Raw genomic sequence first — 13767 nt, forward strand, 5'->3', positions numbered from 1 at the left:
ACGTAGGCTGGGATGCCAATCCCAGCATCGCGAAGCTGCGTGAAGGCAATGCTGGGATTAGCATCCCAGCCTACATAACGGCAGCCTCGTTTGATGTGTTCGCACGCAAGGGCAACGCCTGCCACGCAGCGATGACCTGCTCCGGGGCGATCGCGTCAACGCGTGTGCTCAGGGGCGGGCCACCCAGCACCTGCACCGCTTCCGGCACGCGACTGCGCGGCCGCCAGTGATTCGGCGATACGGAACCGAACATCACCACCAGCGGACATCCCATTGCCGCGGCAAGATGAGCTGGCCCCGTATCCACCGAAATCATGCTGTGCGCGACCGCCAACAAGGCCCGCATGCGCGGCAATGGCAATTCCCCGGCGACGACTTCCACATCCGGTTGCGCGATCGCCGTGCGCATGTTTTGCAGATAAGCACGTTCCGCTGCTGATCCGCACAGCAGCACACGAGCCCGCGGCAAGTAGGCGCGTACGGCTGCGACAACGCCCGCCCAGTTCCCGATCGGCCATGACTTGTCATCATCGCTCGCCTTGCGCACACCGCTCCAACGAAGCGTACGCTTATTGGCGGGCTGCAGCAGCACCAGCGGATGCCCTGCGAGGCCACGCTCGGCCAGCCATCGATTGCAGTCATTGCGTTCAGACGCGCTCACCACGAATTCGGGTACTGCACTGGTGGCGGCCGGCACCTTCGCAGCACGTTCTACAAAAGCAGGCGGCGTGGCGTCGCCCAGTTCCAGCAGGTGTTCGATCCAATGCCCCTCGGGCGCCAGCGGAATATCATTGAGAAACACGCAATGGCTTTCGGCAATACCCGCCAGCTTCAACAGCAGCCGGATGCGCTCCAGCGAGCGCCGCTGGGGCTCACATACGTAAACGGGAACGTGCCGCAGTCGTCGCAAGACAGCGATCGCACGCCATTGCTCGGGACTCAGCAGTAGCGGCCGATGATAGGCGCGCAGGGCAATCACTTCGGCCACATCGGGCTGCCCTCGATAGAGATCGGTCGCGTAGCTACCTGCCGCAAACAGGGTGCATGGCTGGCCGTAGCGGACGTGCAGGCGATGCAACAGCGGCTGCAGCAACAAGGTGTCGCCGATTCGGCCGAAACGGACAACGAGCGGATGGGTAGGTATCGGCATGCGATTGGCAGCAGCGCTCGTCAATGGTTGCTCAACAGCCAAGCATGCTTGCCGGCCGCTTTCAGGAAACTTACCGTATTTTCTTGCTGCACAACGACCAGATGCGCACGGCTCAAGGCTTGCCCATGCCTTGCTCTTCATTGCCCGCCACCAGCGGCGTATCGGCATCTGGCCCTTTTGCCGGCGGCGGCGCGACCTCGGCATCGGCTTCGAACAATCGGTTGAGGTCCGCTAGCGCTTCTCGCGTGGTCTGTACCAGCTTGGCTTCGTCGTCGTAGACCAGGTATTGCAGCTTGAGCAGCTCGGCATCCTTGCGGCGGAAACTTTCCACCTCCGCCGTCGCCTCCTCCGCGCTCAGGCCCAGCGCTTCGAGCGCCTTGCGGCTCATCTTGAGGCTGGAGAACAGCGTCTCGCGCACCGGCTCCTCCACCCCCAGGTCCATCAACCGCCATACGTGCTGGCGATTGCGCGCACGCGCAACGATTTTCAGATGCGGGTATTGACGACGTACTACACGCGCCACCCGCAAGCTGGATTCCGCATCGTCCGTGGCCAGCACGAAAACCTCGGCCTTGTCCGCCTGCGCCGCACGCAGCAGCTCCGGGCGGGCCGGGTCGCCATAGAAGATGTCGTCGTCGTTACCAAAGCGATGCACCAGGTCCAATTGTTCGACGGAATGGTCCAGCGCCACGAAGGGGATTTTCCGCGTGCGCAGGATGCGCGCGACGATCTGGCCCATGCGCCCGTAGCCAGCAATGATTACGCGCGGATGATCCACGGTAATGGTGTCGAAGGGCCGCTGCGGCGCCTGCTTTTTCTTGGCGCCGATCAGCTTGGCGGCGGCCGCCACCAGCACTGGCGTCAAAGCCATCGACAAGGTGATCGCAAGAATCAACATGGCACCTTGCTGTTCGGCGATCAGGCCATGCTCCATCGCCTGGCGCAGCACCACGAAGGCGAATTCGCCGCCGCAGGCGAGCAGCACGGCAAGACGCAAGGCGTCGCTGCGATGCAGCCCGCCAGGCTTGAGCCCGAGCGGCCACAGCAACAAGCCTTTCACCAGCAGCAGGCCGAAGGTGAATCCCAGCACGACCAGCGGCGCCTGCAGCAGCAGATCGATCCGCATCGACATGCCTACGCTGATGAAGAACAAACCCAGCAGCAGCCCCTTGAACGGCTCCAGGTTGGATTCCAGCTCATGCCGGTATTCCGAATCGGCCAGCAGCACACCGGCCAGGAACGCTCCGAGCGTGACCGAGATGTGGAGCTTTTCCATCAGCAAGGCCGTGCCCATCACCACCAGCAAGGCGGTCGCGGTGGAGACCTCCGCCGAATTGGCGCGCGCGACGAAGCGGAACACCGGGCGCAGCAGGTAACGACCGCCGATCACCACCGCCACGATCACTGCCACGGTGCGCGCCACGGCCAGCGGATCGACGCCATGCCGGGACGAGGTCGAAGCCAGCAACGGCACCGCCGCGATCAACGGGATCGCCGCCAGGTCCTGGAACAACAGGATGGCGAAGGATTGCCGGCCATAGGCCGTCGACGCTTCCTTGCGCTCGCCAAGAATCTGCAGGCCGAACGCGGTGGACGACAGCGCCAGGCTGCCGCCGACGATGGCGGCCGCATTCGGGGCAAGACCAAAACCCAGGTAGGCGATGGCGCCCAGCACCAGGCCGCTGGCCAGCACCTGCAACAGGCCGGTACCGAACACTTGATGGCGCATCACCCATAGGCGCTTGGGTGAAAGTTCCAGGCCGATCACGAACAGCATCAGCACCACGCCTAGTTCGGAGATGTCGCTGGCACGGCTGGGGTCGGCGATCAGGCGCAACTCGGCCGGACCGATCACCACACCCGCGAGTAGGTAGCCGAGTACCGCGCCAAGGCGAAAGCGCTTGGCGATCGGCACGGCGATGACCGTGGCCAGCAAAAAAATGACTGCCGTTTCCAGAAGACTATAACTGCCCACGCTGATCGCACCTGCAAGTTCCTGCGAGAGATTATTTCACGCGCCGTCCTGCAAAGCGCGGCTGACGGCCTCGCTTCCCGCATGCGATCATCCGATCCCATGAAACCGATCCCTCGTTTGCTTGCTGTTTTCGCGCTGCTGCTGGCGTCGACCGCCTATGCACAATCGGGCATACCGATCTACGGTTACACAGTGGTGCAGACGTATCCGCACGACACCAAGGCGTATACGGAAGGACTGTTCTTTCTCGACGGCTATCTCTATGAGAGCACCGGTACGGAAGGCGACTCGTTCATTCACAAGCTGGACCTGGCTACCGGCAAGGTCTTGCAGCAGGCCGAACTGCCGCCGCCCGATTACGGCGAGGGCATCGTGGCGTGGAAGAATCGCCTGATCGAACTCACCTGGCAGTCGCATCGCGGGTATATCTACGACCTGAAGAGCTTCAAGCGGATAGGCCAGTTCGACTATCCAGGCGAAGGCTGGGCGCTTACCCGCGACAGCAAGCACATCTACATGAGCGACGGCACGCCGACCATCCGCGTGCTCGATCCGGAAACCCTCAAGCAGGTAGGCAAGATCGACGTCACCGTGGAAGGGCGGCCGCTTGCCAATCTCAACGAACTGGAATGGGTGAAGGGCAAGCTCTACGCCAATGTCTGGCTCACACATAACATCGTTGAGATCGATCCGACCAACGGCAAGGTGGTCGGCGTCATCAATCTCACCGGGTTGGGTCCGGACCGCAGCCAATTGAGCGATCCGGACAATGACGTGCTCAATGGCATCGCTTACGACGCGAAAACGGACCGCCTGTTCGTCACCGGCAAGCGCTGGCCGCAGCTTTACGAGATCAAGTTGGTACCGCCGAAGCCTTGACCTGTTTTCGTCACACTTCCTGCAACTGCTGCAAGATCAGTTCGGCCAGGCGCGCCACGGCGGGCGCCGGCTCCGCTTCAGCGCGATAGAGCGCAAGCCCGAGCTTTGGCAACGTAGGCAAGTTCGCCGTGTCCAGCACCTGCAAGTCCGCCGGCAAGCCGAAGGGCGTACGCACGCTGATGCCCAGCCCCGCCTTCACCGCCGCCCAGGTACCGGCCAGGCTCGCGCTGGTGAAGGCGATGCGCCAGGCCAGGCCGGCGCGATCCAGGGCATCGATGGCAGCCGTGCGCATCAAGCAGGGCGCATCCAGCACCACCAACGGAATCGGCTCGCCGGTTTCGTACGGTAGCTGGCCGGCGCCGGCGCCAATCCAGCCCATCGGCAAGCTCTGGATATGCTGGGCGTGCTGCGCGCGCCATTCGGTTTCCCACGCCAGCGCCAGATCGAGTCGACCGGACTGCAGCGATTCCATCAGCGCCGCATTGCGCGCGATATGGACTTCCACCCGCAGCCTGGGATGCGCCCGCTTGAAGCGTCCGAGCACCACCGGCAGCACGCTTTCGCCAAAATCCTCCTGCAAGCCGAGTCGCACGCGCCCCTCCAGTTGGACGCCGCGCACCGCGCTGACCGCTTCATCGTTGAGTTCCAACAGGCGCCGCGCATAGCCCAGCATGACCTCGCCAGCCTCGGTCAGCAGCATGCCGCGGCCGGATTTGCGCAGCAGCGGCGTGCCAGCCTGCTCCTCCAGCTTTTTCAGCTGCGCGCTCACCGCCGAGGTGGAGCGGCCAAGGCGATCGGCGGCCTTGGCGAAGCTGCCCAGCTCCATACCGGTGGCGAAGCTGCGCAACACCTCCAGATCGAAATGGATCCGACGCATGGCAATCGTCCCGTTTTTTTGAACTATCTATTTAAAATTTCCTGATTTTCAGGATCATGCTGGATCGTTAGGCTAGTCCCGTCAAGCCAATCGCGCAGGAGCGTACCCATGATCACCATGCAGTACCGCATCGGCCTGCCTGCCGACTACGACATGGACATCATTCGCCGCCGCATCGCGGAGCGCGGGCATCTGACGGACGCCTTCCCCGGGCTCGCCTTCAAGGCCTATCTCTATGCGACCGGCCGCGAAAATCTCTATGCGCCGTTTTATTTGTGGCACGGCACCGAAGGCATGAACGCCTTTCTCGGCGGCGAGGGCTTTGCCGGCGTGGTGGCTTCGTTCGGGCGGCCGACCGTGCGAACGTGGTCAGCATGGCATGCGGAAACCGCGCCCGATCTTTCCCTGGCCCGCCAGGCAAGCCGGGCGATCGTCCCGATCGGCGCCCACGCTGCGCTGGCAGATTTGCGCCGCGAGGAAAGCGCCAAGCTACAGTCCGATCTGGAGCGCGGTGCGCTGGCAGCCATCAGTGCATTCGATCCGACAAACTGGACGCTGATGCGTTTTCGCCTTTGGCGCGGAGCGATCGCTTCGTCCGAAACCGACAGCACGGACGTCTACGAGATTGGCCATGTCTCACAACCTGCTCGCGACCACTAAAGGAAACCGCTATGCCTCTCGTCCGGATCGCTCTGCGCCGCGGCAAATCCTCGGCTTACATCGCAGCCTTGCGCAACGGCATCTATGCCGCGATGCGCGAAAGCTTCAGCGTGCCGGAAAACGATCGCTTCATCCTGGTCAGCCAGCATGAGGCCGAGGAGTTCGACTACGATCCGAACTATCTGGGCATCGCCCGCAGCGATGATCTGGTGATCGTGCAGATCGCGTGCAACAACACCCGCAGCGTGGAACAGAAGCAAGCGTTCTATCGAAGCGTGGCGGAAAAACTCTCCGCCGATCCCGGCGTGCGGCCGGAAGACGTGTTCATCAATTTGCTGGAGACGGCCAAAGAGAACTGGTCGTTTGGAAACGGGATTGCGCAGTACGCATGATTGCGTAGGTTGGGGTGGAAACCCCAACCTACGGAAATGAATTTACTCGCGCAACCAGCGCGCGGCATCCAGCGCGTAATACGTAAGAATCGCATCCGCTCCCGCTCGCTTGAATGCTGTCAAGGTTTCAAGCACCACCGCACGCTCGTCCAGCCACCCATTCTGCGCCGCGGCCTTCAGCATCGCGTATTCGCCGCTCACCTGGTACACGAAGGTAGGCATGCCGAAGGCATCCTTTACCCGGCGCAGCACGTCCAGATACGGCAGACCCGGCTTCACCATCACCGCATCGGCGCCTTCGGCGATATCCAGTTCCACTTCGCGCAGGGCCTCGTCGCTATTGGCGACATCCATCTGGTAGGTGTGCTTGTTGCCCTTGCCGAGATTGGCCGAGGAGCCGACCGCATCGCGGAAAGGTCCATAGAACGAAGACGCATACTTGGCCGAATAGGCAAGAATGCGCGTATGGATATAGCCGGCCTTTTCCAGCGCCTCGCGGATGGCGCCGATGCGACCGTCCATCATGTCCGAAGGCGCGACGAAATCCATGCCCGCCTCGGCCTGCGCCAGCGACATCTTGATCAGCGCCTCGACGGTAGGCTCGTTCATCACGTAGCCGTGTTCATCGATCAAGCCATCCTGGCCATGGGTCGTGTAGGGGTCCAGCGCCACGTCGCCGATCAGGCCCAATTGCGGATACTTCGCCTTCAAAGCACGTGTGGCGCGCTGCATCAGGCCTTGCCGATTCCATGCTTCGGCCGCGTCCTCGCTTTTGGCCGAAGACTCCGGCGAGGGGAACAAGGCCAGCGCAGGAATACCCAGGCGTACGCACTCCCCAGCCAGTTCCAGCAAACCATCGATCGACACTCGATCCACGCCCGGCATCGATGGCACCGCTTCGCGCCTGCCCTCGCCGTCGACCAGGAAGGCCACCATGATCAGGTCCGAAGGCAGCAGCGTGTGCTCGCGCATCAGTGCACGGGAGAAAGCGTCGCGCCGCATGCGACGCATGCGGATGGCTGGGAAGTTCATGAATCCGTCTCTCGCAAAAACTACGCCTAGTTTAGCGCCGGCATGGCTGGTAACGCCTGGACAGAACGCCGCTGTCCCGTGCGGGATGCTCTGACCCTTTACACGACACGATGTCCCTACGCGGGTTGAACACATTCCTTGTGCCATCTTTGCCGACGCATGTCATGTCTGATTAGGAGCCGCGCCATGATCCAGCACGCCAAGCATCCGTCGCATTGGACCTCCCCGGCAGGCGTAAAGTACCTCGGCCCGCATCAAACCGCCGAACCGCTCGATGTGACCGTTGTCTTGCGCCGCCGCTCCGATACCAAGCCGGCGCCCACCGAATTTCCCAGCTCGCCACGATTCCCGCGCGGGACGTTCGGCGAGCACTACGGCGCCGATCCGGCCGATGTGGAAAACGTGCGCGGTTTCGCCCGCAAACATGGACTGGCCGAAACCGGCTGCGACGCTCATCGTCGCGTGTTGCATCTGCGCGGCACACCGAAACAGCTTGAGCAAGCGTTTGCGGTAAGCCTGGGCAAATATCAACTCGACGACCATCAGTTCATCGGCTGCGGCCACGCGCCCACCCTGCCGGCGCAAGCCATTGCCGTGTTGGGATTGGATCGCAGGCCGGTGGCCCGGCCGCATTTTCGCGTGCCACTCGCACAACCAGATACGTATTACAGCCCGCTCCAGCTCGCCCAGCTCTACAACTTTCCCGCCGGCACGGACGGCACCGGCCAGACCATCGGCATCATCGAACTGGGTGGCGGTTACACCAGCAGCGATCTCGATCAATATTTCTCCAGCCTGGGGATCGGCACTCCGCCGAATGTCGTGGCCGTTTCCGTGGCCGGTGGACAGAACCAGCCGGGCGGCGGCAATGCGGACATCGAGGTGACGCTGGATATCGAAGTTGCTGGCGCACTCGCCCCCGGCGCCACCCTCGCCGTGTATTTCGCGCCGAACACGGACCAGGGTTTTTACGAAGCGATCTCGCAAGCCGCGCATGACACGGCCAACAATCCCTCGGTGATCTCGATCAGCTGGGGTGGCCCCGAGGACAGCTGGAACAGCCAGTCACGCGACGCGATGGAAACGGCGTTGCAGGATGCCGCGGCGCTTGGCGTAACGGTGGTGACGGCCTGTGGCGACAACGGTTCCAGCGATGGTGTCAGCGATGGTCAGCCGCATGTCGACTTTCCTTCCTCCAGCCCCTACTCGCTGGCCTGCGGCGGCACCACCCTGGTGGCCAACGGTCAGACCATCCAGAGCGAAGTGGTGTGGAATGAAACCGCCAGCAACGAAGGCGCCACCGGCGGCGGCGTGAGCATCGAATACCCAATGCCAAGCTGGCAGCAGAACGCCAATGTACCCAACACGCCCGGCGGCAGCACCGGGCGCGGTGTGCCCGATGTTTGTGCCGATGCCGATCCGATGACTGGCTACGAAGTACTGGTTGGTGGCCAGACGCAGGCAATCGGTGGCACCAGTGCTGCCGCGCCGCTATGGGCGGGATTGCTTGCACGGATCAACCAGCAACAGGGCAAGCCGGTAGGCGACCTGCATGCAGCGCTCTATCAGATCGGAGCATCGGCGTTGCGCGATATCACGCAAGGTAATAACGGCGCGTACCAGGCAGGCCCCGGTTGGGATGCCTGCACTGGCCTGGGCAGTCCCAATGGGCAAGCCTTGCTGGATGCGCTGTCTTCGCAGCAAGGATGACGCCTGTGAGGCCTTAGCTTCAGCCATGCTGGACGAATCCGACAACAACGGGCAGTCTTGTAAGGTTCGCTACGCTGGATTCCCCATGGATCGCTCCATCGCCTCTCCTACCCTGCTGGCCGATCTCGGCGGCACCAATGTCCGTTTTGCGCTCGCCGATGCCGCTTCTCCCGATCCGCTGCTGCTGGACAGCGTACGGCGCTATCGCGTGAAGGATTTCGACACGCTGGCCGATACCATCCGCCAGTATTTCGCCGACACCGGCCATGTCGCGCAGCAGGCGATCATCGCTGCCGCCGGCCGCATCGCCAACGGCGAAACGGTAAAGATCACCAACAACCCGTGGGCGGTGTCCGCGCACGGCCTGGAGGCGGAACTGGGTTTGGAGCGCGTGCGCCTGGTGAACGATTTCGCCGCGCAGGGCATGTCCATTCCGCTGCTCAAGAGAGATCAGCTGCAGGCGGTCGGCAGGGTGTTGCCGCCGGAGCATAACCACAAATCGGCGCAGACCTTCGTGGTGATGGGTCCTGGCACCGGCCTGGGCGTGGCTGGCCTGCTGCTGCGTCACGGTCACTGGATCGTGCTGGAAACCGAGGGCGGCCATTCCGGCTTTGCCGCGCATACCGCCGAGGATGTGGAGATCCTGCATCGCCTCAACGCACGCTTCGGCCGCGTTTCCAACGAGCGGATGATTTGCGGCAACGGCCTGGTGAATCTCTATCTCGCCCTGGCCGACATCGCCGGCCAGCCGGCGCAGGAATACACGCCTGAAGACATCACCGCACGCGCTACCGACGGCAGCGACACTCTGTGCGTACGCACCGTGGAAACGCTGGCCGGCATCTTCGGCAGCGTGGCTGGCGACCTGGTACTGAGCCTGGGCGGCTGGGACGGCGTCTATCTCACCGGCGGCGTGCTGAAGATCCTGATGCCATGGTTGCAGAGCGGCGGTTTTCGCGAACGCTTCGAAGCGAAGGGCCGCTTCCGCGACACGATGGAACACGTGCCGACGATTGCCATCACGCATCCGGAACCTGGTTTGCTTGGCGCGGCGGCGCTGGCGGTGCTGGAATCCGGCCGAACTTTGTCCGACCATTGATGACCTGAGTTCGTCCGTCATTCCCGCGAAAGCGGGAACCCATTTTGATCTGGTGCTGAAGCGAAGATGGGTTCCCGCTTTCGCGGGAATGACGACCTCCTCGATAAGGATCACCATGCCGCGCTCGCATACCGCTTTCCTGTTCGACCTCGACGGCACGCTGATCGACAGCGTGTACCAACACGTGCTGGCCTGGAAGGAAGCGCTGGATGAGGAAGGCGTGGTGCTGCCGGTGTGGAGCATTCATCGCAAGATCGGCATGAGCGGCGGCCTGTTCACCAACATCCTGCTGCGCGAAACCGGCCTGGATATCACGCCGGAGCGAATCGAACGCCTGCAGCAGCGGCATGCGGAAGCCTTCAATCGCCACCATGCCCAAGGTTCGGTACGTCCGCTGCCGGGTGCGCGCGAGCTGCTTGAGTTCCTCACGCGGGAAAAAATTCCGTGGGCAATCGCCACCAGTGGCCGCATGCGCACCGCCGCGCATAACCTGGCCGCGCTTGGCGTAGATCCCGACGTAGTACCGGTCGTGACACGCGACATGGTGCGTCACGCCAAGCCAGATCCGGACCTGTTCATCGCCGCGGCCGAGCGCCTGGGCGTGGATATCCATCGATCGCTGGTGATCGGCGACAGCATCTGGGACATGCTGGCCGCGCAGCGTGCGCGGGCGCTAGGCGTCGGATTGCTCTCGGGCGGCTACGGCGAGGATGAATTACAGCGCTCCGGCGCCTTCCGCGTGTACGACGATCCGGCCGACCTGCTCAAGCATATCGACGAAGTCGCCGCGCGCGATTGATCCCCTCGCATTGGGATGACAATAGTAGGCTGGGATGGCAATCCCAGCGTTGCCATGTCTGCACCGTGCGATGCTGGGATTTCTTCCCAGCCTACGGCCCAGGCGCCAGCAAGGCATCCAGATCGGCCTGGTCGAAGCTCAACCTCTCGCGCGTACCGCCACCCTCCAGCACCGCTTCGGCAAGTTCCGCCTTGCGTGCCTTCAGTTCCTCGATGCGCTCCTCCACCGTGCCCGAAGTAATCAGGCGGAACACGAACACCGGCTTGTCCTGCCCGATGCGATGCGCGCGATCGCTGGCCTGCGCTTCCGCCGCTGGATTCCACCAGGGATCGTAGTGGATCACCGTGTCGGCGGCGGTGAGGTTCAGTCCCACGCCACCTGCCTTCAGCGAGAGCAGGAACAACGGCACGTCACCTTCCTGGAAGCGCTGCACCGGCTCGGCGCGATCGCGCGTTTCGCCGGTAAGCATCACGTAGCTGATGCGATGGCGTTCCAGCTCGTTGGCGATCAGCTTGAGCATTTCGGTGAACTGCGAGAACAGCAGTACTTTGCGCCCCTCGGCGAGCAGCGCCGGCAGCATGTCCATCAGCAGCTCGAACTTGGCCGAATCGCGCACGCCGCGTGCCGCTTCCAGCTTGACCAGACGCGGATCGCAGCAGACCTGGCGCAGCTTGAGCAATGCGTCGAGCACCACGATGCCGCTGTGCGCGATGCCACGCTGTGCGATCACCTCACGCAGTTCGTCGGCCAACGACAGGCGCAGGCTCTCGTACAGTTCGCGCTGGCGGCCATCGAGCACCACGCGACGGGTGATTTCCGTCTTCGACGGCAGCTCCGCCGCCACTTGCGCCTTGGTTCTGCGCAGGATGAACGGCGCCAGCCGGCGATTGAGGCGTGCCTGGCAATCTTCGTCGCGCTGTTTTTCGATCGGCACGCGATAGTGACGGCGGAATGCGCCCTCATCGCCGAGCAGACCCGGCACGGCCAGGTCCACCTGCGACCATAGTTCGCCCAGGTGATTTTCCAGCGGCGTGCCGGTGAGGCAGATGCAACGTGGGGCGCGCAATGTGAGCGCTGCACGACGCGCCTGCGTGCGCGGATTCTTCACCTGCTGCGCTTCATCGAACACGATCAGCGAGAAAGGTTGCTTGCGCAACGTCACTACGTCGCGTGGCAGCAAGGCATAACTGGTGAGGATGATGTCTTGCACCGCGATCTGCGAAAAATCGCCGCTGCGTTGCGGACCATGCAAAGCGAGTGCACGCAGGGAGGGCGCAAAGCGTGCGATTTCCGCCAGCCAGTTCGGGATCAGGCTAGTCGGCACCACGATCAGCGCCGGCTGTTCCAAGGCGCCGCTTTGCTTCAACGCCAGCAGGTGCGTGATCAATTGCAGCGTTTTGCCCAGGCCCATGTCGTCGGCCAGTACGCCGCCGACGCCGGCTTCGGCCAGCGCATTCAACCAGCGCAGGCCTTCGCGCTGGTAAGGGCGCAGTTCGACCGTGAGCCCGTCGGGAATCGCATCGCTTGCGCGCTCGGCGGCATCGCGCAGGCGCGCCGTAAAGCCGCGCAACTGCTCCGGCGCCTGCAGCTCGCCACCGACCGGCAGGGCCTCGACGATTTCCTCCAGGCGCCCGGCCTGCACGCGCGGCAAGTGCAGTTTCTTCTTCGGCTTTTCAAGGTATTCGGCAAGCGGCGCCAGCAGGCCGCGCAGCTCTTTCAAACGCACCGGCACGCGACGGCGTTCGTCGACGGGGGCGTACCACACGGCGTCTTCCGGCTCGTTCGGCGCGGGGCTGAGATTGAGCTGGTGCTCGGCCAGCGCCTGCGCCACGGCGGGCAGCAAATTGCGGCGCTTGCCTTCCACCTCGATGCCGATTTCCAGGTCGAAGGCGTGATCGTCAGCGTCTTCCACCGCATTGCCGTACCAGCGCACCGGACCTTCCAGCACTTCGAACGGGAAGCTAGGCGCATATTCGAGCATGAAGCCCTCGGCCTCCAGCTTGGGCCGCAAGGCAAGCCAGCGCGCGGGCGTGTTCACTTCCAGCGCGCCCGCGTGGCCCTTGCCGGGGAACAGCCAGGCGTCTTCCGGCAGCGTGTCGGCCAGGTCCCAGGGCAGGCCTTCGGTATCCACCCCCAGGGTCAGGCCGGCGCGTTCGAGCTGCTCCATCGCGGACAACTCTTCGGCGCGCTTGCGCGTGATTTCTACCAGCTGGCCGTTACGCACACGGCGCACCAAGGGCTCACCTCCGCGTCCGGGCAGGCGTTCGCCGGCATAGTCGAACGCGAGTCGTGCGTAAGCCAACGGTGGGGTACCGGCCGCGAGGCGGGCGTGGCGCGTAAGCGCATGCAGGGTCAGCACCGGCTTGGGGGCGAGCTCGGCGCGGCGCAGTTGGTCGAACACCTGCGGCAGCGGGATGCGCTGCGCCAGGCGGCTCGACGGCAGTGCCCGGCGCAAGGCGCGACTGTATTCGTGCTTGAGCAGCGGCAGGTCCAGCCAATGGGTCTCTTCCGGCTCCGCTTCCAGATGACCCAGTTCGGCCCGCTCCGCGTCCAGGTACCACAGCCCATCGATGCGCAACAGGCGCTGGCTGTGCGGCAACGCCGGCAGCAGGCGCTGGCTGCCATCCTGCTCCAACTGCCAATGCCAGTTGAGCTGGTGCGACTTGCCGCGCGACAGGCGCAGGCCGGCAAGACCGCCGAGGAAACAGGGCGCGGTATCGAGCATCTCCGCCAATAGCGCATTGCCCACATGGCCGGACAGCCGCGCGTAGCTGCGCGACTTGCGCAAGGCCTGCGGCAGGCCTAGCGCGGTGGTGGCCAGCCGCTGCTCGTGCAAGGTCAGCACGGAATGCGAGAGCAGCTTGCTTTCCAGCGGTGCCGGACGGGTGAAGCGGCCGTGCTCGCTTGGCACCAACAGCACAGGGGCCGCATCCAGCCGTGCGTACGGTGCGCCGTCTTCGGGCATCACCTCGAAAAAGAAGCCGAGCACCACATGTTCGTGCGCCGCGGCCGCAGCCGGCCGGCCCAGCAGCTTGCGCCACGTGCCGGGCAGGGTTTCCTCACGCTCTTCATCGGAGGCGGAAGGATCGCGGTGCTGGTTCTCGTCCGGTAGGTGCATGCGCATGCGATCCCTGGGGCGATCAAAACCTTGAGCTTAGCAGCGATCCGGGTGCGCGCCGCAAGCGGATGCGCAC

General features: G+C 63.7%; 11 protein-coding genes. 6 read left to right on the forward strand and 5 right to left on the reverse strand.

The annotated features are described in order from the left end of the window. Positions 1-70: 70 nt before the first annotated feature. Positions 71-1150 (reverse strand): glycosyltransferase family 9 protein, encoded by a 1080-nt coding sequence (locus tag QQJ96_RS01050; RefSeq protein WP_284330042.1) that lies wholly within the window; start codon positions 1148-1150, stop codon positions 71-73. A gap of 112 nt (positions 1151-1262) precedes the next feature. Next, on the reverse strand, positions 1263-3125 hold the full coding sequence (locus QQJ96_RS01055; RefSeq protein ID WP_284330043.1) for a monovalent cation:proton antiporter-2 (CPA2) family protein: 1863 nt from the start codon (positions 3123-3125) through the stop codon (positions 1263-1265). Positions 3126-3224: 99 nt separating this feature from the next. Between QQJ96_RS01055 and QQJ96_RS01060 the strand changes: the two genes are divergently transcribed. Continuing rightward, complete coding sequence (locus QQJ96_RS01060) at positions 3225-4004, forward strand: glutaminyl-peptide cyclotransferase (protein WP_284330044.1); 780 nt, start codon at positions 3225-3227, stop codon at positions 4002-4004. A gap of 10 nt (positions 4005-4014) precedes the next feature. On the opposite strand, the gene QQJ96_RS01065 is transcribed toward QQJ96_RS01060, so the two are convergent. Continuing rightward, positions 4015-4881 carry a LysR substrate-binding domain-containing protein gene (locus QQJ96_RS01065; protein ID WP_284330045.1) on the reverse strand — a complete coding sequence of 289 codons (867 nt, stop codon included), beginning with the start codon at positions 4879-4881 and terminating at the stop codon, positions 4015-4017. 108 nt (positions 4882-4989) lie between these two features. Between QQJ96_RS01065 and QQJ96_RS01070 the strand changes: the two genes are divergently transcribed. Together QQJ96_RS01070 and QQJ96_RS01075 are read left to right on the forward strand one after the other, a co-directional pair. Next, positions 4990-5541 carry a DUF4865 family protein gene (locus QQJ96_RS01070; protein ID WP_284330046.1) on the forward strand — a complete coding sequence of 184 codons (552 nt, stop codon included), beginning with the start codon at positions 4990-4992 and terminating at the stop codon, positions 5539-5541. An 11-nt stretch (positions 5542-5552) separates the two neighbouring features. Beyond that, on the forward strand, positions 5553-5933 hold the full coding sequence (locus tag QQJ96_RS01075) for a tautomerase family protein (protein ID WP_284330047.1): 381 nt from the start codon (positions 5553-5555) through the stop codon (positions 5931-5933). A gap of 42 nt (positions 5934-5975) precedes the next feature. Here QQJ96_RS01075 and hemB read toward each other — a convergent pair whose 3' ends face one another. Further along, positions 5976-6965 carry a porphobilinogen synthase gene (gene hemB, locus QQJ96_RS01080; RefSeq protein WP_284330048.1) on the reverse strand — a complete coding sequence of 330 codons (990 nt, stop codon included), beginning with the start codon at positions 6963-6965 and terminating at the stop codon, positions 5976-5978. A 186-nt stretch (positions 6966-7151) separates the two neighbouring features. On the opposite strand from hemB, the gene QQJ96_RS01085 reads away from it, so the two are divergent. The 3 genes from QQJ96_RS01085 to QQJ96_RS01095 all read left to right on the forward strand — a co-directional run bounded on the left by QQJ96_RS01085 (position 7152) and on the right by QQJ96_RS01095 (position 10573). Continuing rightward, positions 7152-8675 (forward strand): S53 family peptidase, encoded by a 1524-nt coding sequence (locus QQJ96_RS01085; RefSeq protein ID WP_284330049.1) that lies wholly within the window; start codon positions 7152-7154, stop codon positions 8673-8675. A gap of 85 nt (positions 8676-8760) precedes the next feature. Beyond that, positions 8761-9774, forward strand: a complete 1014-nt coding sequence (gene glk, locus QQJ96_RS01090) for a glucokinase (RefSeq protein WP_284330050.1) — start codon at positions 8761-8763, stop codon at positions 9772-9774. A 115-nt stretch (positions 9775-9889) separates the two neighbouring features. Next, positions 9890-10573: an HAD family hydrolase gene (locus QQJ96_RS01095; protein ID WP_284330051.1), complete on the forward strand. Its 684-nt coding sequence runs from the start codon at positions 9890-9892 to the stop codon at positions 10571-10573. A gap of 91 nt (positions 10574-10664) precedes the next feature. On the opposite strand, the gene QQJ96_RS01100 is transcribed toward QQJ96_RS01095, so the two are convergent. Beyond that, positions 10665-13691 carry a DEAD/DEAH box helicase gene (locus QQJ96_RS01100; protein ID WP_284330117.1) on the reverse strand — a complete coding sequence of 1009 codons (3027 nt, stop codon included), beginning with the start codon at positions 13689-13691 and terminating at the stop codon, positions 10665-10667. Positions 13692-13767 lie beyond the last annotated feature (76 nt).

The organism is Dyella flagellata (assembly GCF_030160275.1).
In the GTDB taxonomy this organism is placed as follows: Bacteria; Pseudomonadota; Gammaproteobacteria; order Xanthomonadales; family Rhodanobacteraceae; genus Dyella_B; species Dyella_B flagellata.